Raw genomic sequence first — 18,286 nt, 5'->3', positions numbered from 1 at the left:
TCCTGGATAGCCAGTATCACCCCACGATCATCTAACTTCTCCAAGTGCTTGATAATCATAGCCCCCAAAACAGTCCGGGGAGATACGGCCGGTCTACCTTGGCTACTGTCCATCATGGACATGTAAGCCGAAGCAAACTCATCCCAGGGAACAACCTGGCTTAATATCACCCACCGGTTATCTGCTGACAGATTTTGCTGGAAAGGGGTCTTAAATTCTTCGATGGTCAACTGCTTCTCTGAGATATACCGTACCATAATGCAAGCCTTTTGAGGGCAATCTATGATATTACTTGCATTTTGCACTAATTCAAGCATTTAAGATATCAACATATCGTGTTGATTATCAACATTATGTGTATATTAAATGACTTTTTCAGCAGACCCTAATTAGCAAATCCTCTCTCTTTGAAATTAATGACCATGCCTTTGGAGTCAAAGAATCACGATTTATCATGAAGGAATGTGAATTAATATAATCCTCCAAGCTTTCAGTGAAGGCAAGAGTGTCAATTTTTACTGCAAATACATCTTCATCATTTCTGTTGCATTTAGAAATTTTTAATATCATTGGGGCTAAAACAGTCCTTATACTGCTGTATATCTCTCGTCACCAACAACTGGTTCGTTAAACAACTATAAAATCTTCAACGGAAAACCTGGATTCGAATATATGTTGTGAACAAATATTGTTCGGGCTTGTTATACGATCAGAATTATTTGAAATGGAAGAAAACAAATCTATACACGCTTTAGCCTATTTTAATTTGTTAAAAACGGGTAGCTGGATTGAGGATGTTGTCAAGAACTCCTTGAAGCCGTATAGCCTGACGCATGCCCAGTTAAATGCGCTATATATTCTGTCTGAAAATGATCCGGAACCTGTATCTGTGAATGAATTGAAGAAGAGGATTTTGGTAAGTAATCCGGATGTTACCAGGTTATTGGACAGGCTGGTCAGGAAGGAATATGTCCGGCGAAGAACCTGTCCGGAGAATCGCAGAAAAATAGATATAACCTTAACTGATGGTGGGAGAGCGATTTTTATTCTGGCTCATCAGTCAGTAAAAAGGGCTCTGGGCGATTTTTTTGAGCAAAAGATTACGGCGGAGGAAGCACAGGAACTGAGGCGTATTCTGCATCAAATAAGGAAGTAGTTTTTTTATTCAAACAATTGTTTTAAACGGTATATGTCAAAAGCAACAAATATGTTAAACGAAAAATAAAAAAAATGAAAACAATTAATTATGCCCTTACTTTAATGATCCTGCTGCAGGGTCCTTTACTCTTTGCTCAGAAAGTTGAATTTAATCCCAACGTTTCCAGTATTGAATGGCTCGGTAAAAAAATAGGCAGCCAGCACACCGGGAATATCCAGTTTAAAAGTGGCTATCTGGAGCTTCAGGATGATATGATCGTGGCCGGAAATTTCGTGGTGGATATGACCTCAATCACCAATTCAGATATTGATAACCAGGAACGTAACCAGAGGCTGGTCGGACACCTGAAGTCGGATGATTTCTTTGGAGTTGAGCAGTATCCAACTGCCAGTTTTGTGGTGAGTAAGAGCACAAAATTTAAAGACGGGAAGTCCACCCTTACCGGAGATATCACCATTAAGGGAAAAACCGAGAGTATCACTTTTGAGGTGCTTAGAACCGGAAAGGAATACACTGCCAGCCTGGGCATCGACCGGTCCAGATTTGATGTAAGGTTTGGCTCAGGTTCATTTTTTGATAACCTGGGGGACAATGCCATTAATGACATAGTCAAACTCGACATCAAACTGGTGTCCATGTAAATCCTGAAGTCCCGATGAATACAGTTCTGCATAAAGCCGACACCAGGGGTCATGCCGATTTTGGATGGCTGGATAGTTATCATAGCTTCAGTTTTGCTGATTATTACAATCCTGAACGTATGCATTTTGGGGCCTTAAGAGTCCTGAATGATGACCGGGTGGCAGGAGGCCGGGGATTTGAAAAACATCCTCATGATAATATGGAGATCATATCCATTCCTCTGAAAGGGGACCTGGAACATAAAGACAGCCTGGAGAATGTTGCTGTTATAAAAGAAGGTGATATCCAGGTCCTAAGCGCGGGAACGGGCATTTATCACAGTGAATACAACAGGAACCAGGACTCTGAAGTGAGTTTTCTGCAGATCTGGGTTTTACCAAACAAAAGGCAGGTCGAGCCCCGTTATGATCAAATCCGTATCAGGGACATGGAAACAGAAAACCGGTTTTATCAGATTCTGTCTCCCTATAAGGAGGATCAGGGGGTATGGATCTATCAAAATGCCTGGTTTAGCCTCGGGAAGTTTACACAGCAGACGCAAACCCACTACAAATATCATTCAGGTGATTTTGGAGTTTATGCCTTCGTTATAGACGGAAATGCAAGGATAGAGGGCCAGGATCTGGCAAAGAGAGATGGTTTTGGCCTGTGGGATACGGATCGTATATCCATCCTTGCAGAAAAGGATTCGCGAATATTGCTCATGGAGGTCCCCATGGATATTTGAATATTAATCTCAAAAACATAAATAATATGGAAACTTTAGTAAAAACGAAGTGGGCGATCGATCCCACTCATTCTGAAATTGCTTTTAAAGCAAAACATATGATGATCTCAACGGTAAGCGGGCATTTTGAAAGTTTTGATGCTTCTGTGGAGGCAGAAGGGGAAGACTTCAGGAATGCAAGGGTATCGTTTTCCGCAAAAATTGATTCCATCAATACAAAAAACAGCGATCGGGATACGCATTTAAAATCGGATGATTTTTTCAATGCCGCTGCATATCCTGAATTGACTTTTATATCTGAATCATTTGATGGAGAGCGATTAAGCGGGGTTCTGACTATTCGTGGGATCAGCCGGGAAATCAGCCTGGATGTTAATTTCAACGGGGTGGCTGTGGATCCCTATGGACAAACCAAAGCCGGATTTGAAATCTCAGGAGAAATCAGCCGGAAAGATTTCGGTTTGCAATGGAATGCCGTCACAGAAGCCGGAAGCATCGTGGTATCGGACCAGGTGAAACTTGTGGTTGATGCCCAGTTTGTAAAACAGGAATCACCCTCTTAGAGCCTGCAAAAAAGTTCTTAAGCAGCAGCCCCCTTTTATCTTCGGATAGAAGGGGGCTTTTCGCTGTGGAGTTTAATGCCTTCTGTCTGGATTTCAACCAGCCTTTTTTTATAGAGGGTTCCCAGGGATTTTTTGAATGCTTTTTTACTGATTCCTAAGCGGGCGTAGATTTCCTCCGGAGTGCTTTTATCGGTAACTGCCAGGAAGCCGTCGTTTTCTTTCAGTTTGGTGAGTATTATTTCACTGTTTGTATCGTTCACAATCCGGAACCCGATGGCTTGCAGGGAGACATCGATTTTCCGGTCTTCACGGATTTTTTTCACATATCCCTGCAGCCGGTCACCTGTCCGGATCTCCTGGAATATTTCGTTGTCAAAAATAAGCCCTTTATGCCTGTGGTTGATGATTACCGAATATCCCAGATCCGTTTTCTGCCATACCACCAGACTAAGCTCATCCCCTTCCTTTACCGTGATCTGATCGTTTTGAAGAAAACGTTCCACGCGGTTGCTGGCGTAGAGGCGGTCCGTTTTCTTATCCAGGTCGAGGTAAACGATGTACCAGCGCCCCACTTCCATCTTCTGCTTTTGCTCCCGGAAAGGGACCATCAACTCTTTCTCAAGACCCCAGTCCAGGAATGCCCCCACACCGGTGACGGCGCTTACCTTAAGAAGGGCAAATTCATGGATGTAGATTTTTGGAGTGAGCGTGGTGGCCACTTTTTTTCCTTCGGAATCCCTGTAGACAAAAACCTCCAGGCTATTTCCGGGAGTCATCTCATCGCTGCAATATTTGTTGGGTAGAAGCACCTCTTCGTCTGATTCGTCTGCCAGGAACAGGCCAAAAGTGGAACGTTTGGAAATCTTAAGTGTAATCTGCCTGCCTTGTTCAATCATTTACACAAGATATGCTTAAATTAGCTTACTATCAATCAAAAGAGATTATCATGAAAAGAGATCGCTCCCGGCAGTTTATGTGGATCCTGTGGACCCTCCTGCTGATTATGCTTTCCTGTAAACAGGCAGAGAATCCGAAAACTGTTCAGGAGGATATTTATGTGGCTGCCTATGTATGGCCCTCCTGCCATTATGGCGAAAGAAATGCCAGTGTTCTGTGGCCGGAGGGGATGGGCGAATGGGAGGTAATCCGGAAGGGGACCCCCCGGTTTGCGGGCCATTACCAACCCAAAGTCCCTCTCTGGGGATATGAAATGGATGATGATCCGGAAGTGATGGAGAAGTGGATCGACGTGGCCACTGAACACGGAGTGAATGTCTTTATTTTTGATTGGTACTGGTTTGACGGGGGACCTTTCCTGGAGAGCTCTGTGAACAATGGATTCCTCCAGGCTAAAAACAATAAGAAGATGCATTTTTACCTGATGTGGGCCAATCATGATGTGAAGAAGAATTACTGGAACCATTACCGGTATGACTCTGATTCCCTGTTGTGGACCGGCTCCGTCGACCGGGAAAACTACAGGATTATTGTTGACCGGGTCATTAAACAGTATTTTCATGAAGAAAACTATTTCAGGATTGACGGAAAACCGGTCTTCTCCATTTTCAACTTCCATAAATTTGTGGAGGATTGTGAGGGGCTGAAGGGAACCAAAGAGGCCTTGGACTATTTCAGGGAGAAATCCATAGAGGCAGGGTTTCCCGGCCTGCATGTTCAGATCATTGCTTTCGGGGGAAATGAGGAGAATCCGGGAATCTTAAGGCCAGATCTCAGTGAGGGAAAGAACAATAGCGAGCTTTGTTCCTATCTGGGTGTAAACAGCGTGACTAAATACAACTGGGGTCAGGGCGAAGGGGTCGAAGATTATATCGTGTGGGGCGATCAGGCCATGAAACGCAGGGAGAACTGGGATAAAGCCCTGGAGATCCCCTATTTTCCCAATGTCTCCATAGGATGGGACGATACCCCCCGCTTCCCGGCCAAGGGGCAAAGTCACGTGATTCATTACAATAACTCGCCAGAGAGTTTTGCTGCATATCTTCAAAAGGCCAGGGAATATGTCGCGGAGCATCCCGGCCAGCCTAAGCTGATCACGCTCTTTTCCTGGAACGAATGGGTGGAAGGGGGTTATCTCTTGCCCGATATGCGTTGGGAGTATGGCTACCTGGAAGCCGTGGAAAAAGTGATGGGAGGGAAAATGCCAGGCAGGGAAGGGTCAGATTAGCTTATTTTACTGTCAGGCTGGATTTTGGTTTGAACAATTGGTATCTTACCTTTTGAATTTTAACTTGAAGCGACATGCGAAGAAGAACATTTATAAGGAACAGCATCGCCGGAGCAGCCCTCTTATCTGCATTTCCCTATGAAGCCCTGGCCCTTGAGGAAAGACTATACCCCCATGACCGGGTAATGCTGGGTAATACAGGCATTAAAATGTCCCGGATGGCCATGGGAACGGGAACCAATGGATATGGAGGAGCCTCCGACCAGACCCGTCGACTGGGTATCAAAGGAGTGGCTGATCTGCTGCGTGCCGCTTTTGATGACGGAATCAATTTCTGGGAAACGGCCGATCAGTATGGATCGCACCCTCATGTAGGTGAAGCCCTGAAGAAAGTCAAAAGGGAGGAGGTGGTTATCCTGACCAAGACCAATTCAAAAACCTATAAGGATGTAAAAAATGACCTGGACCGTTTCCGGAAGGAGCTGGGAACAGACTATCTCGATATCATTTTGCTTCATGCTGTTACCGATCCTCAATGGAACCAGAACTTTAAAGGAGCCATGGAGGCCTTAGCCGAGGCCAAGGAGGAGGGTGTTTTGAGAGCTCATGGGGTTTCCTGTCACTCTATCGGAGCCCTGGAAGCAGCAGCGGATGAGCCCTGGGTGGATGTGGACCTGGCGCGTTTCAATCCCGGTGGCGCCAGAATGGATGCCGATGTGGATACCGTGCAAAAGGTGCTTAAGCACATGAAAGAAAGCGGGAAGGCCATTATAGCCATGAAGGTATACGGCTGTGGTCAGCTGCTTGATAAGAAGGACGAGTGTTTGCAGTTTCAGACCGGGACTGGAATTGCAGATGCCTTTACCCTGGGACTGGAGAGTATCGAACAACTCAGGGATATTCAAAAAAGACTGCCTGAAGCAAGTGTAAGAGCGTAAATCGGAAGATTATGAATCAGTTAACTCTGGCCACACCCGCCCTGCTGTTTTCGGCTATCTCCCTGTTACTTCTTGCTTATACCAATCGTTTCCTGGCCTACGCTACGGTGGTCCGTAACCTGCATGCCCGTTATAAGGAAAACCCGGATGGCATTATTGTGGGCCAGATCCAGAATCTGAGAAAAAGGCTGGTACTTACCCGTACCATGCAGCTCCTGGGAATGGGCAGTCTTTTACTCTGCGTGTTATGTATGTTCCTGGTTTATGTTGAACAGCAGTTGGTCGCGGAGCTAATATTTGGTATCGCACTGGTGTTGTTAATTATTTCTCTGGCGGTTTCAGTAAGGGAAATACAAATATCTGTGAAGGCGCTTGACCTTCACCTGGGGGATATGGAACTGTAAAAGTGCCGGGCTTTTCAGGCACCCAGGGATTTCAATGCTTCCATCACCAGGAATACCGGCCATACAACGGCCTTCAGGAATCCTAGTACACCCATCCCGAAAGAGGTGGCCGCACTGATGTAATAAATAGCCGCACCGATCAGGCCCAATCCGTAGACGGCACTGGAACCTGCGCAGTTTTGAACTTCTTTTGCCATTATTAAAAGTTTCAGTTCAGAATAAAGGTGATCTAATTTACTATTTTTGGGACAAACAAGTACCAGGAATGCAATAAATCAGCAAGGAACAATGAATATCTATTTTTGCGGCTCTATAAGGGGGGGGCGAAATCTGGCCGAAACTTATGCAGTCATGATAGAAATGCTAGGATCCTACGGGAAGGTCCTTACCGAACATCTGGGGAGCAATGAGGAAATTGAAAGCAAGGATCGGATTCTTTCCGACAAGGAGATTCATGACCGGGATCTTCAGTGGATCGTTAACTCGGATTTGCTGGTTGCCGAAGTTACGGTACCAAGTCTGGGGGTCGGTTATGAGATTGGCAGGGCCATTGAGATGGGGAAACCGGTCCTGTGTCTTTTTAAACAGGATTCCGGATATACCCTCTCTGCCATGATATCAGGCAGCGATCAGGTAAAAATGGAATATTACCAGAGCCTGGATGAGGTGAAAGAGTTGTTTCAGGCGTTTTTTAGCTGTTTTTCAGTTTCATAATTTCATTATGGTGCGCAACCACCAGTTTTTCATATTTTTCCCTGGAGCTTTTTCGGTATTGATCGAACTCTTCCTTAACTGATTCAAGTTCACCCTTCACTTCTTTGGTAAGCAGATGAGTGCGTCTGAATAGCATCACCAAAATGACGGAAAGAGCAATCAGCCCCAGGATTATAAACCACATGATTAAATTATAGATAGCTTTATTCATCTGGATTCCAAGAAAGGAGAGACTGTCTCTGTTTTTTATCGCTTCTTCCAGTTCATTTTTGGTCCTGGCCAAATCTGTATCCAGTGTTTCAATCTGAAAATTTCGTTCCGTTAAGCAGCTGTGCAATTGTTCCACCTCCAGCCTTGTGGTATTTAGCGTATCCATTACATTTCTTTTCAATTTCAAAAAGATATCTACCGGGATGGTCCGGTAATCGTTGTAAACACGGGTGTTCTCATGAATATAATCCAGCTGCGATTTCAATGTGGCAGAATCAAGTACAGCCGAAGCACCGGATTGGGCGTGCAGGTGTTGAGTATTTGATATCAGCAGGCCGGTGAACAGCAGGATTGCGGTGATGGTATAAAGAGTTCTTTTCATAATAGCAGATTATTGTACCGATCTCAGTATTAATAACGAAGGTATGAAATATATATGATCTTTCACCCGGAAGATTCTGCCCGGGAAAATCATAAAGCCCACTAAATAAGAGCTTTGAGAATTCTTAAAAAAGAAATTTCTTTACAGGTACTTATGATATTCAGGGGGCAGGTCCAGGTATTGCGAGTAACGTTTGGCATCGGGGCCATAAGCATCTACCTTTTTTTCCTGGATTTTGTAGGTGCAGTGCTCGCCGATGATATTTGAAATAAGAATTTCAACCTCTTTACCTGTCTCATCGCTCATGTGTATTTTAACCAGGTTAAAACGATCCGCCAAATTCAGCTTAAAATGGCATACCGGGCAATAGAATTTGTATTCCACCCCCTCCTGCAATTTAAAATCCGGATGGGTGGTTTTGGTGTAATTTCCAAGCTCCGTATCCAGAAAGATCAAGCCCCTGTCGTTGGAGGGCGATTTGGCTGAAAGCACCAGAGAATTCCCAATGTTTATCTTGCTTTTACACTCCGGGCATGAATAGTTGTTTGACATATCTGGCAGTTTTGTTTGTGTATCAGTCACATGATCCGCCCGGAGCACCTCATTCAGGGGAGCGCTAAGGCCACCCATCCATACATCTATACCGGGCTTTACAGGCTCCTGCAGCTAATTTATTCAATTAAGACAGAGGGCCTGCAAGGGAGTCGTATGATATGGAACATATCCTGGCGAAGCCAAATGGAAATTTGAGTCGGTTTCGACAGAGTGATACTTTCGTTGAAATGGATGCTATTATTGAGTCAAATCTTTTATAGCATATGCATTACCTGGATTTACTTCCAGTAAAAGATTAATATCTTCAGCAGTAAATCCTCTTAGTTCCAGGGCAGGGACCAGGTCTGTAAAGATTCCCGTAAAATCCCTGAATGTACCCCCATTTTCCTCTTCCGGCTTATACCAGCCGGCATCGTGGGAAATAAGAACCTGGTTCAGGTATCCGGCTTCCTTCAGATCCCGGAGGCGGTCCGCATACCAGGATACGTCATACTCACTACCTGTTTTGCGGTTTAAGTTTACGTTGTCCAGTGATATCCAGGCACCCATTTCTGCCGCCCGGATGTTTCCCTCCAGGGTTCCCAGCTGGGCATGTACCCAGATAAAGCAGGAAGGATGCAAGTCATGTGCCTGCAGTACTAAAATCTGCTCAAATGCCGGGTTATCGGGTCCGGTATGTGAAGCAATAACCAGGCCTGTTTGTTGATGAGCCAGGGCTGCCGCTGTAATGATCTTGAGATGCTCTCCGGAGAGTGTATCGGTTCCATCCACGGCAATTTTAATAAAACCTGGTCTGACGCCGCTGTCTTCAATCCCGTTTTCAAACTCCTTTATCCAGATGCGTGAGAGTTCTTCCGCAGATAATTGAAAAAACTCCGCTGGGATGAACCGGTTGTTATGTGCGCCGTAAAAACCGGTATTGGTGATCAGGTGCATGCCGGTTTTTTCAGAAAGGCTTTTTAAGAGCCAGGGGTCCCTTCCCAGGTAGGCCGGGGTACATTCCACCAGCGTGGAAACATGGTAATCCCGGACTTCAGAAAGGTAGGGCAAAACTTTATCTGTAACCTCCTGTTTGTCCCAGCGGTGATATCCGGTACTGTCGGCTCCAATAAAATCCACCAGAAGATGCTCATGGCTGAGCGTGATACCCAGGGCCGATGCCGGGACGGGACCATTCACAGTCATAATGAGCTGTTCGGACTCCTGGCTGCAGCCTAAAAGAACAAACAGGGCCAGGCTTATTGTTATAGGTCGTATACTTCTCATACTGTAAATATATAAACTAACTCCAAACCCAGACCGGAGCTGAGGCCAATCCTCCGTATAACAGGATATCAAACACGGCATGGGCAAGCACGGGAGGAATTGTACTGCCGGACAGATCCCGCAGGATTCCGAACAGCAGTCCCCCCAGGAAGGTCCAGAAGATCAGAAAGAAAAAATCAAACTGCAGAGGAAGGGCCAGGGTGAGTATCACCAGAAGTTTATAACAGGTATGTAAACCTGTCCCCGCAATAATTGAAAAAGCTCTTCCAAGGGGACGCAGGTGCCCCTGAATAAATCCCCTGAATATGATTTCCTCCGCGGCACCGATCAGTGGGGCCACCAGAACAAATCCGCCTAACTCTGCCGGTATCAGAGTCAGTCCGAAGCGGTTGCGGGTCAGAATTCCCAAAGTCCCGCCCAGCAGGAGAGCCGGAATCGTAAACAGAAGCATCTTTCGATTTAGCCGGCCGATACCAAAGGACTCCTGAAAATTCATAAATCTGATGGAAGACCCGATGACCGCTGCGCTGAGTGCAAGTCCGCCAATGGCAGGAATAAGTAGCGGGAAGGGTTGATGTATGAATCCCGCAAACAGCAGAATCCCGGCAGATGAAAGGAATACGGTCCGGATACGTTCGGGGTTCCCGCTGTTTTTTGAAAAGAGGGATAAGAGGGTCTTCTTCAAGGGCCTATCCTTTTTTGCGAAATACATATCGGAACAGGAAGATAAATGGAATTAGTAAAATGAGCCAGGCGGAGCCCAGACAAATCCCGCTTCCGGGAACAAGGATGCTGTTTGGAAGTGATTCTCGCAACTCTTTAATCCATTCAGGGTTATCCTCGAACACTTCATTTGTCAGTATAAGATAGTCAAGCTGTTCAAGGGAGGGAAGCATGCCGAGTTGTTCCTGATTAAATGGAATACTTACAAATATAGTTTGTCGCTGAAAGTTTTCATCTACAAACTGGCCCTTCCGGATGACTTTACCTTTCCAGGTAAGCTCCTGATTTTTGGAAGTGACAGTTACGGGGTCTCCCACATAGATCCCGGTGGCATCGTTGCGTTTTACCGGGACTTCCAGTTCCAGGTGGTCTGTACGGATGGCACGGGCCACTCTTCCGCCGGTGTTGGTGTAGGCTCCCAATTCCATATAGACCTCCTTGTAGGTGCCATTGAAAGGGGCCCGCACGGTTCTGCATTTTAATTGCAGCTCGTCACTCTGAATGTTGTAGTATTCGCTGATCACATTTCTGCTGGCCAGGAAAATTTTCAACTGCCTGTCATTAATTTCAGGCATTGGGGGAAGCGGCTGTTCCACATTGATGGAGGCGAAAAAGTCCTCAAAGGCTTTTGAGGACTCAGGAAAATCGATAACCAGGTCGGGAATGATTCCGGCCAGGGTATTCTGATACAGGCTTTTTCTGGCTTTCAGGGCAATCAAGGCTTCATCGGGATAAATCACAAAAAGAACGTCTCCTTCAGAAAAACTTGCACCCTTTTTTAAAGAGACACTTCCGTCTTCGATCTTTCCGGATGCCTCAGCAACAATGTCGATTTCCGCCATGGAGGACAGTCTTCCGCACTCCGTAATGGAGGACAGTGTACTGCCGTATTTGACGGGCTCTACCTTGACAAAACGTCTCGATTCAATGGTACGACGCACCGGCGGCTCCTCTCTCTGGGCAATTAAGAATCTCATTAAGCCATAGGCCAGTCCCAGGACTAGAATAATACTGACCACGATGACAATTCTCCTGTCTATTTTTCTCATTATCTGTGATTAAAATTCAAAAATCAGCGCAAAGATAGGGTTTAGACAATGAACAGGTGAAAAGATTTAAGCCTTTTGGTGAATCCATACTTTTTTAACGATGAGAAAGGGAGAAAAGATTAGCAAGGCAGGCCGACCACCTTGATTACGGTTGCAAGCTCTGATCGGTGGCAAGTATAAAAGGAGGGTCTCCCGGAACTACCTTTTCAAGAAGCACTTCCCGGAAAATGTTTTTTGTGCGAACAGGGCTGGGGAACTGCACCGGAAGGTAGTGTTCGCCGTACCCGTAAGCCATTCCTTGACTGTTAATTTTTTCGATCAGAACGCGTTGTTCCTTCCCGAGCATGGATTCCATGTAAGCGAGCCTGTTTTGTTCGGAGATCTGCCTGATTACCTCACTTCGGACGGCTTTAATTTTCTCACTTATCTGTTCTTCCATCCGGTCGGCCCTTGTCCCGTTTCTTCTGGAGTACCTGAAGGTGTGAATATGGCTGAACCCTGCCTCCCGGACCACCCTGGTGGTCTCTTTAAAATCCTCTTCAGTCTCTCCCGGAAAACCGACAATCACATCGGTGGTAAAGTTAAAGTCAGGCATCTTTTTGCGGAATCCCTCTAGAATACCCATAAAGGTCCGGGCAGTGTACATTCTTCTCATTCTTTTCAGAACGGGATCGGAACCACTCTGGATGCAGAGATGGAGGTGAGGGGCCATTTTGGGATGCTGGAACACCTTGTGAAACTCAGGACCAAAACCATCCGGTTCCATGGAGGAGATCCGGACACGAAAATCACCGGGCAATTCCAGGATCTTCTCCATGGCCCGTTCCAGGTTGCAGGTGTTGTCATTATAGCGGCCGATGTTTACACCGGTAATGACAATCTCCCTGAACCCCTTATCTGCCACCCGCCGGATATTTTCGAGGATCTCTTCCAGGGGACGGCTGACAGCTCTTCCCCGAACGGAGGGAACGATGCAATAGGTACAGAAATTATCGCATCCGTCCTGTACCTTGATGGAGGTTCGTGTATGGAGGCTAAGATCGACCGTTTCAAAACCAAATACATCTCCTGAATAGAATTCAGGACGGGCCATCTCGCCTTTGAAATGAGCATCTACCAGGTTGACGATCTGGCTTTTGCGTTCATTGTCCACCACGTAGCTGATCTTCTCGTTGGTTTCCAGCAGCTCCTTGTAATTGTTGGCCATACACCCGGTTACCACTAAGAGTCCGGCCGGATTTTTCCTGGCTGCCTGATTGATGGTATTTCTGGATTTCTGATCACTCTGGTTGGTTACGGTACAGGTATTAATCACGGTAACATCAGCCGGGACAGAGAAGTCCACCACCTGGTATCCCGCCTGGTCGAAACGGGTGACCAGGGCATCGGTTTCGTATTGGTTCAGGCGGCAGCCCAGTGTTTTGAAAGAGACCTTTTTCATTCGTGCAAATGTAAACAATCCAGGTTGAGTTTTGTGCGAAATATGTACCTTGGTATGGCTATTTCAAAAATGTCTGAATAATGAAGAACTATGTGCGGCGGCCGGCTCTGATCGTGGCCATGGCTATGGTCTTTAGTGGCTGCAGTCAGAAAACAAATAAGCTGAGAGAGGAGAAGTCGCTTCCAAATATTATCTACATTCTGGCCGACGATCTGGGGTATGGCGACCTGGGTTGCTACGGGCAGCTTAAGTTCAGCACTCCTCATCTGGATCAGCTGGCCCACGACGGCATCAGGTTTACGCAGCACTATTCGGGTAGCACGGTATGCGCCCCTTCGCGCTCCGTATTAATGACCGGGCTGCACACCGGACATACTCCCGTCCGGGGGAACCAGGAGGTCCAACCGGAAGGTCAGTGGCCCCTGCCCGCTTCGGCCCTAACTCTGGCAGAATACTTAAAAACGGTGGGTTACGTCACCGGGGCATTCGGGAAATGGGGCCTGGGTTTTCCGGGGTCGGAAGGAGATCCGGTGAGGCAGGGCTTCGACCGGTTTTTTGGATATAACTGTCAGCGTTATGCCCATCGTTATTATCCCGAATATCTCTGGGATAATGAAAAGAAGGTGTACCAGGATGGCAATGACTGGAGCAGTATGCAGAGCTATGCTCCTGATCTGATCCAGCAACGGGCGGTTGATTTTATTAAAGAGCACCGGGACACGACCTTTTTTGTCTATTTACCTATTGTGATTCCCCATGCCGAATTGATTGTTCCGGATGACAGCATCTATAGAAAATACCTGGGAATGTATCCGGAAACACCCTATGTGGGAGGACCTGGAGCTGATTACGGGCCCGATATGGAAATATCCATGTACTGCAGCCAGGAGCATCCCCATGCCACCTTTGCAGCCATGGTTCATCGCATCGATTGGTACGTAGGCGAGATTGCCGGCCTCTTGGATGAACTGGGTCTAAGGGAGAATACCATCATTATGTTTACCAGTGATAACGGGCCCCACAGGGAGGGAGGGGCCGACCCCGGGTTTTTTAACAGTAACGGAAGACTGAGGGGATTTAAAAGGGACCTGTATGAAGGAGGAATCAGGGTTCCTCTGATAGTTTCCTGGCCTGGCACCATTGAACAGGGCCGCACCTCTGATCATACATCGGCTTTCTGGGATCTGCTTCCCACACTGGCCGATCTTACCGGCTTTGCAGTGAAGAAGACCGACGGAATTTCCTTTCTGCCCGAACTATTTGGAGAGGAGCAGCCCAAGCACCCCTTTTTATACTGGGAATTTCATGAAAGGGGAGGAAAGCAGGCGATGCGGATGGATCAATGGAAGGCTGTCAGGCTTCAGGTGGGTAAGAATCCGGATGGCCCACTGGAACTTTACAATCTGACCAGCGATCCCTTTGAGGAAAATAATGTGGCAGATGCTCACCCGGATCTGGTTGAAACCTTTGCAAAAATGATGGAAGAGGAGCGGGAACCCTCGGCTAAGTTTAATTTTGGAAGGGCGGCCGACTAAATGAGATTATGAAAGTAAGCAACTTACTTCTGCAGCTTGTTAGTTGCCTTTTGTTCTTCTGAAGTTGCAGTTTTTCATGGAGCAGATCTCGCAGGTATACTCTCTGTATTTAACCTGGAGTCCCATCCCAATGATTCCGCTGATCGATTTGACCGGATTCATAAGGGATGATTCTGACAGGGTGATACCGCAGCACTTTCCCGGGAACAGGCTAAATAATTTTTGTTGTTCCTCTACTCTCCAGGAGCAGTAGCCCGGACTGTAGCGGTTGCTTATTTGTAAGCCACGTGAACCTGCCAGTTTCCGGACCTCCTCCTGTACCTGGTCAGCTGCCAGATCAACGATGGCCGAAGCCAGCAGGTCCGCTATATATCCCTCCAGATAACTTCCTTCAGCAATCAGGGACCTGGCCAGGTTTTCCGGTTCAGGACCTGCGCTTACCAGAAAAAAAGCATAAAGTTGGGAGCCCCTTAACATCTTTGGAATGATTTTACCTGAATCAAAGCGGATTCCGGGGATGTGGATCTCGCTGGCCGTTGCCGGCTCAAGGGCCTCTGTCAGGATGTAAGCTCCGGAAGGGGAGCTAAGCTCCAGGCACTTCGGGATGTAAGTGTCGATGAGACTGCAGGTATGTGCTTTTATTCCTTTTGCTTGTTCCCCCAGAAGTCTGAGAATCTCCAGGCGGTCAATTTGTAATTTGCTCTTATCCGGCTGGGCATAGTGGATGTCTAAAGGCAAGTGCATGCGGCTAATATACTGGATTTTGTTAAAAATATACGGACTTCGGTCAGGAAGCGAATTCACACCCGGGTATTGCAGTAGTCACTTTATATGATTTCCGGATTTGTAAGGTATCATGAACTGGAACGTCCAAGAATATGTTAGAAGACAAATAAAGATGAAATCATGAAACTGTTTACACAATTGGTGTGTCCGGTATCTTCGGAGCGGGTCGACGAAAACCGGGTCCGGGTTAATGCTCTGGGAGTGGTTTTAATTATGGGTGGTTTTTTTATCACCGGAATGTATGTATTTCCTGCATTTCTGGTCCTGGACTTTTTCATCCGGGCTTTTACAAAATTAGCATACAGTCCCCTGGGCTATCTGGCTCATATTTTTGTGAAAGTCATAGGCACGCAGCCGGTAATTATTGATAAGGCACCCAAAGTATTTGCAGCAAGAATCGGTTTCGTATTTGCATTGATCACAAGCCTGGGTGCATTATTGGGACTTCCTTTGCTGGCCTTTATCTCGGGAAGCGTGCTGGTACTCTTTGCTTTCCTGGAGTGTGGACTAAATTTCTGCATGGGATGCTGGCTGTATACTTTTGTGGTATATCCCATGGTCAGGAAAAACGGTGATTAAAGCCACTCAACAAGGATCAATCCCTGACAGGGTCAAAGCCATCCGGCAGCATGGCCCTTTCTGCCATTCTGTCTGTATAGAGTTCATGGCTTGATATTTGGACTGCTTCGTGAAACATTTGTGAATGATCCATGTCAATAAAATAAAGAGTCGTTACAAACACCTTTGTTACCTGGTTTCTGCCAGGAGAGTAAAAGATGCTCTGGACGTGCTAAATAAGCTGGTGAGTGAATCGGGTTACAGCGATTTTTTTATCCAGCAGGAACACCTGGAGCATACCTATGAACAAATGCTCAATTATATGCTTGAGGGTGTTCAGGATCCGGAACGGGACAAGGTATATCATAAACTGTTAACTTCCATTCTCGAACTGGCCGACAGGGTCAAGGAGCGGCTCATGGAGAACCATTCAGGATGGCACACCTATATTTTAAAACGGGAGGTGGACAGGCAGCAGGAATTGACCGGCACCCGGGTGATTGAGAACATGGATGATCTCTCGTTTAAGAGGGAACTGGATGAAATGATCGATGAAGGCAGAACCTCTCCTCAGGCCGATGATGAACGCCGCCGAAAACTTTCCGCGGAGATATTTAAACATCTCTGGTTAAGCAACCGCTATAATGAAGCAGAGAATAGTCTGTCAGAGGCCATTATTTCCTGCAAGGACTTTACCTGGCATGAAAAAGCCCTCTATATCAGCGCTGTTTTGCTTTCTGGATTGAGGTACTGGGATGAAGATAAGGTTCACAGGTTGATCGACTTTGCAGGAGAAGAGGACCAGGAGGTTTCGGCCCGGGCGCTGGTGGCGCTGGTTATCCTGCTAAATCAGTACGACCACCGGGTGGAGTTTTATCCCAATATTGTTCATCGCTTAAAGCTTATGGAAGACGACCTTAAGCTGGAAAAGAACCTGGAAAAAATTTCACTGCAGCTGATAAGGACCAGAGATACCCTGGAGATCGGGAGGAAGCTCCAGGAAGATTTGATGCCTGAAATGGCCAAATTGAAGCCGAAGCTGGAGGATAAGCTGAAAATGGATGATATCCGTGAGGAACTGCTTGAGGAGGGCAGGAATCCGGACTGGGAGTCCATGTTCAGCGAATCAGATGATCTCTACAGGAAAGTGGATGAGTTTATGAAGTTGCAAATGGAGGGTGCCGACGTCTATATGACCACCTTTGCCCATCTCAAGCAGTTTCCGTTTTTTAATGAATTAACCAACTGGCTGGTTCCTTTTCATAAATCGAACCCTGATCTGAAGGAAATATATAATACCAGAAGCGAACAATTCGACCCCGATATTTTTGTGGACGGATTGAAGAGAACACCTTTCCTGTGCAATAGTGATAAATACAGTTTTATTTTCAATCTCCGTTATCTGCCTGATGAACAGAAGCAAATGCTTTCCAATGCTTTTCTGATGGAGATGGAAGGCATGCAGGAGATGCTGGCCGATGAAGAGCTGACCTCCGGTGATTTTACCAGGCGCACGGTATTCATTCAATATATTCAGGATCTTTACCGCTTTTTTAAGATTTCTCCTTTTAAGAACGAGTTTGAAGATGTTTTTGGAGGGAAGCTGGATCTGTACAGATCCAGTTTCTTCGGGCAAATTGTGGAGGATGATTCGATTACAAGGAATATTGCGGAGTTTCTTTTTGAAAAGGACCATTTTGAAGAGGCCCTGGATATTTTTACCATGTTGCTGGAAAGTCAGGCCGACGATAAGGAGCTTTTGGAAAAAGCGGGCTATTGCAATCAGAAGATGGAGAAATACAGGGAGGCTGTTGCTTACTACAAGCGAATTAGCCTGTCGGGGGATCTCAATTTGTGGACCCTGAAAAACATGGGCATTTCTTTCAGGAAATACGGGGCATTCAAAGAAGCTCTGGAGACTTATGAGAAGGCTGCAATCATGCAGCCTGATGATCAGACCATCGAGTCGTTGATCGGCTTCTGTCACCTGAAACTGGGAGACTATGGCAAGGCCCTGAAACATTACTTTAAGATCGAGTACCTGAATCCCGGGAATCTGCATGTACTCCGGCCCATTGCCTGGTGCTATTTCGCCATGGGGGAGCTGGAGAAATCGGAAAAGTACTTTAATGAGGTGTTTAAAGGAAAGCCCGGTTATTATGACTATATCAATTATGGACACCTGCAGTGGGCCCTTGGAAAAAAGAGGGACGCTGTGGAGCTTTATATACAGTCGCTGAGAGATATTAATTTTGAAATGGAAGATTACCTGAAAACCATGGAAGATGACAGGGCCCTGCTTATCGCAAACGGCATCAATGAAAAGGATATTCCCCTGATGCTGGATTATCTACACTACCGTTTGATGAAATAAAAAAATAGCGGTCCGATATTGAAGAAAAAAAGCCATGGAATTCAACCCGTCTCTATGAGAATGGAATTGTAGTAT

The 18,286-nt window shown here is 46.3% G+C and carries 21 protein-coding genes; 11 read left to right on the top strand and 10 right to left on the bottom strand.

The window, feature by feature from the left end; translation table 11 throughout:
* A partial coding sequence (locus tag P1P86_01345) for an IS5/IS1182 family transposase (protein ID MDF1573823.1) occupies window positions 1-257 on the bottom strand: 257 nt, incomplete at its 3' end.
* Window positions 258-724: 467 nt separating this feature from the next.
* Here P1P86_01345 and P1P86_01340 point away from each other — a divergent pair.
* From P1P86_01340 to P1P86_01325, 4 genes are all read left to right on the top strand, one after another.
* Window positions 725-1,156, top strand: a complete 432-nt coding sequence (locus tag P1P86_01340; GenBank protein ID MDF1573822.1) for a MarR family transcriptional regulator — start codon at window positions 725-727, stop codon at window positions 1,154-1,156.
* Window positions 1,157-1,230: 74 nt separating this feature from the next.
* A complete protein-coding gene (locus P1P86_01335) occupies window positions 1,231-1,800 on the top strand; it encodes a YceI family protein (protein MDF1573821.1) in 570 nt (189 codons plus the stop codon).
* A gap of 14 nt (window positions 1,801-1,814) precedes the next feature.
* Entirely contained in the window at window positions 1,815-2,528 is a 714-nt protein-coding gene (locus P1P86_01330) for a pirin family protein (protein ID MDF1573820.1), read from the top strand.
* 26 nt (window positions 2,529-2,554) lie between these two features.
* Complete coding sequence (locus P1P86_01325; GenBank protein ID MDF1573819.1) at window positions 2,555-3,091, top strand: YceI family protein; 537 nt, start codon at window positions 2,555-2,557, stop codon at window positions 3,089-3,091.
* A gap of 35 nt (window positions 3,092-3,126) precedes the next feature.
* On the opposite strand, the gene P1P86_01320 is transcribed toward P1P86_01325, so the two are convergent.
* Window positions 3,127-3,987, bottom strand: coding sequence for a S1-like domain-containing RNA-binding protein (locus P1P86_01320; protein ID MDF1573818.1), 861 nt, complete (start codon window positions 3,985-3,987; stop codon window positions 3,127-3,129).
* A 50-nt stretch (window positions 3,988-4,037) separates the two neighbouring features.
* Here P1P86_01320 and P1P86_01315 point away from each other — a divergent pair, with 50 nt between their 5' ends.
* The 3 genes from P1P86_01315 to P1P86_01305 all read left to right on the top strand — a co-directional run bounded on the left by P1P86_01315 (window position 4,038) and on the right by P1P86_01305 (window position 6,618).
* Complete coding sequence (locus P1P86_01315; protein MDF1573817.1) at window positions 4,038-5,276, top strand: glycoside hydrolase family 99-like domain-containing protein; 1,239 nt, start codon at window positions 4,038-4,040, stop codon at window positions 5,274-5,276.
* Between the two features lie 74 nt (window positions 5,277-5,350).
* The gene (locus P1P86_01310; protein MDF1573816.1) at window positions 5,351-6,214 is read left to right on the top strand and encodes an aldo/keto reductase; all 864 of its coding nucleotides are present in this window, start codon (window positions 5,351-5,353) and stop codon (window positions 6,212-6,214) included.
* Window positions 6,215-6,225: 11 nt separating this feature from the next.
* Window positions 6,226-6,618, top strand: a complete 393-nt coding sequence (locus tag P1P86_01305; GenBank protein ID MDF1573815.1) for a DUF2721 domain-containing protein — start codon at window positions 6,226-6,228, stop codon at window positions 6,616-6,618.
* 14 nt (window positions 6,619-6,632) lie between these two features.
* Here the strand turns inward: P1P86_01305 and P1P86_01300 are convergent, their stop codons facing one another.
* Window positions 6,633-6,815, bottom strand: coding sequence for a hypothetical protein (locus P1P86_01300; GenBank protein ID MDF1573814.1), 183 nt, complete (start codon window positions 6,813-6,815; stop codon window positions 6,633-6,635).
* A 91-nt stretch (window positions 6,816-6,906) separates the two neighbouring features.
* On the opposite strand from P1P86_01300, the gene P1P86_01295 reads away from it, so the two are divergent.
* Entirely contained in the window at window positions 6,907-7,332 is a 426-nt protein-coding gene (locus P1P86_01295) for a nucleoside 2-deoxyribosyltransferase (protein MDF1573813.1), read from the top strand.
* On the opposite strand, the gene P1P86_01290 is transcribed toward P1P86_01295, so the two are convergent.
* The 6 genes from P1P86_01290 to mtaB form a co-directional block, all read right to left on the bottom strand.
* A complete protein-coding gene (locus P1P86_01290) occupies window positions 7,310-7,924 on the bottom strand; it encodes a hypothetical protein (GenBank protein MDF1573812.1) in 615 nt (204 codons plus the stop codon). The two genes, P1P86_01295 and P1P86_01290, sit on opposite strands and share 23 nt — an antisense overlap.
* Before the next feature lie 141 nt (window positions 7,925-8,065).
* Window positions 8,066-8,476 (bottom strand): hypothetical protein, encoded by a 411-nt coding sequence (locus P1P86_01285; protein ID MDF1573811.1) that lies wholly within the window; start codon window positions 8,474-8,476, stop codon window positions 8,066-8,068.
* Between the two features lie 240 nt (window positions 8,477-8,716).
* The gene (locus P1P86_01280) at window positions 8,717-9,745 is read right to left on the bottom strand and encodes a hypothetical protein (protein MDF1573810.1); all 1,029 of its coding nucleotides are present in this window, start codon (window positions 9,743-9,745) and stop codon (window positions 8,717-8,719) included.
* 16 nt (window positions 9,746-9,761) lie between these two features.
* A complete protein-coding gene (locus tag P1P86_01275; protein ID MDF1573809.1) occupies window positions 9,762-10,430 on the bottom strand; it encodes a CPBP family intramembrane metalloprotease in 669 nt (222 codons plus the stop codon).
* A 4-nt stretch (window positions 10,431-10,434) separates the two neighbouring features.
* Window positions 10,435-11,517, bottom strand: a complete 1,083-nt coding sequence (locus tag P1P86_01270) for an HlyD family efflux transporter periplasmic adaptor subunit (GenBank protein MDF1573808.1) — start codon at window positions 11,515-11,517, stop codon at window positions 10,435-10,437.
* A gap of 145 nt (window positions 11,518-11,662) precedes the next feature.
* A complete protein-coding gene (gene mtaB / locus P1P86_01265) occupies window positions 11,663-12,958 on the bottom strand; it encodes a tRNA (N(6)-L-threonylcarbamoyladenosine(37)-C(2))-methylthiotransferase MtaB (GenBank protein MDF1573807.1) in 1,296 nt (431 codons plus the stop codon).
* A gap of 80 nt (window positions 12,959-13,038) precedes the next feature.
* On the opposite strand from mtaB, the gene P1P86_01260 reads away from it, so the two are divergent.
* Window positions 13,039-14,493, top strand: a complete 1,455-nt coding sequence (locus tag P1P86_01260; GenBank protein ID MDF1573806.1) for an arylsulfatase — start codon at window positions 13,039-13,041, stop codon at window positions 14,491-14,493.
* A 39-nt stretch (window positions 14,494-14,532) separates the two neighbouring features.
* On the opposite strand, the gene P1P86_01255 is transcribed toward P1P86_01260, so the two are convergent.
* Window positions 14,533-15,231: a vitamin B12 dependent-methionine synthase activation domain-containing protein gene (locus P1P86_01255; protein ID MDF1573805.1), complete on the bottom strand. Its 699-nt coding sequence runs from the start codon at window positions 15,229-15,231 to the stop codon at window positions 14,533-14,535.
* A gap of 168 nt (window positions 15,232-15,399) precedes the next feature.
* Between P1P86_01255 and P1P86_01250 the strand changes: the two genes are divergently transcribed.
* Window positions 15,400-15,858: a DUF4395 domain-containing protein gene (locus P1P86_01250; protein MDF1573804.1), complete on the top strand. Its 459-nt coding sequence runs from the start codon at window positions 15,400-15,402 to the stop codon at window positions 15,856-15,858.
* 124 nt (window positions 15,859-15,982) lie between these two features.
* The gene (locus P1P86_01245) at window positions 15,983-18,211 is read left to right on the top strand and encodes a hypothetical protein (GenBank protein ID MDF1573803.1); all 2,229 of its coding nucleotides are present in this window, start codon (window positions 15,983-15,985) and stop codon (window positions 18,209-18,211) included.
* The last annotated feature ends 75 nt before the right edge of the window (window positions 18,212-18,286 follow it).

The organism is Bacteroidales bacterium (assembly GCA_029210725.1).
GTDB lineage: Bacteria > Bacteroidota > Bacteroidia > Bacteroidales.
The sequence above is the reverse complement of the archived record's forward strand: the minus strand, read 5'-3'. Positions and strand labels throughout refer to the sequence as shown.

What these genes read in the sequence shown, in the direction of transcription:
- P1P86_01340 (MDF1573822.1), top strand. Translation starts at nt 725, where the DNA reads ATGGAAGAAAACAAATCTATACACGCTTTAGCCTATTTTAATTTGTTA.
- P1P86_01335 (MDF1573821.1), top strand. Translation starts at nt 1,231, where the DNA reads ATGAAAACAATTAATTATGCCCTTACTTTAATGATCCTGCTGCAGGGT.
- P1P86_01330 (MDF1573820.1), top strand. Translation starts at nt 1,815, where the DNA reads ATGAATACAGTTCTGCATAAAGCCGACACCAGGGGTCATGCCGATTTT.
- P1P86_01325 (MDF1573819.1), top strand. Translation starts at nt 2,555, where the DNA reads ATGGAAACTTTAGTAAAAACGAAGTGGGCGATCGATCCCACTCATTCT.
- P1P86_01320 (MDF1573818.1), bottom strand. Translation starts at nt 3,987, where the DNA reads ATGATTGAACAAGGCAGGCAGATTACACTTAAGATTTCCAAACGTTCC.
- P1P86_01315 (MDF1573817.1), top strand. Translation starts at nt 4,038, where the DNA reads ATGAAAAGAGATCGCTCCCGGCAGTTTATGTGGATCCTGTGGACCCTC.
- P1P86_01310 (MDF1573816.1), top strand. Translation starts at nt 5,351, where the DNA reads ATGCGAAGAAGAACATTTATAAGGAACAGCATCGCCGGAGCAGCCCTC.
- P1P86_01305 (MDF1573815.1), top strand. Translation starts at nt 6,226, where the DNA reads ATGAATCAGTTAACTCTGGCCACACCCGCCCTGCTGTTTTCGGCTATC.
- P1P86_01300 (MDF1573814.1), bottom strand. Translation starts at nt 6,815, where the DNA reads ATGGCAAAAGAAGTTCAAAACTGCGCAGGTTCCAGTGCCGTCTACGGA.
- P1P86_01295 (MDF1573813.1), top strand. Translation starts at nt 6,907, where the DNA reads ATGAATATCTATTTTTGCGGCTCTATAAGGGGGGGGCGAAATCTGGCC.
- P1P86_01290 (MDF1573812.1), bottom strand. Translation starts at nt 7,924, where the DNA reads ATGAAAAGAACTCTTTATACCATCACCGCAATCCTGCTGTTCACCGGC.
- P1P86_01285 (MDF1573811.1), bottom strand. Translation starts at nt 8,476, where the DNA reads ATGTCAAACAACTATTCATGCCCGGAGTGTAAAAGCAAGATAAACATT.
- P1P86_01280 (MDF1573810.1), bottom strand. Translation starts at nt 9,745, where the DNA reads ATGAGAAGTATACGACCTATAACAATAAGCCTGGCCCTGTTTGTTCTT.
- P1P86_01270 (MDF1573808.1), bottom strand. Translation starts at nt 11,517, where the DNA reads ATGAGAAAAATAGACAGGAGAATTGTCATCGTGGTCAGTATTATTCTA.
- mtaB (MDF1573807.1), bottom strand. Translation starts at nt 12,958, where the DNA reads ATGAAAAAGGTCTCTTTCAAAACACTGGGCTGCCGCCTGAACCAATAC.
- P1P86_01260 (MDF1573806.1), top strand. Translation starts at nt 13,039, where the DNA reads ATGAAGAACTATGTGCGGCGGCCGGCTCTGATCGTGGCCATGGCTATG.
- P1P86_01250 (MDF1573804.1), top strand. Translation starts at nt 15,400, where the DNA reads ATGAAACTGTTTACACAATTGGTGTGTCCGGTATCTTCGGAGCGGGTC.
- P1P86_01245 (MDF1573803.1), top strand. Translation starts at nt 15,983, where the DNA reads ATGATCCATGTCAATAAAATAAAGAGTCGTTACAAACACCTTTGTTAC.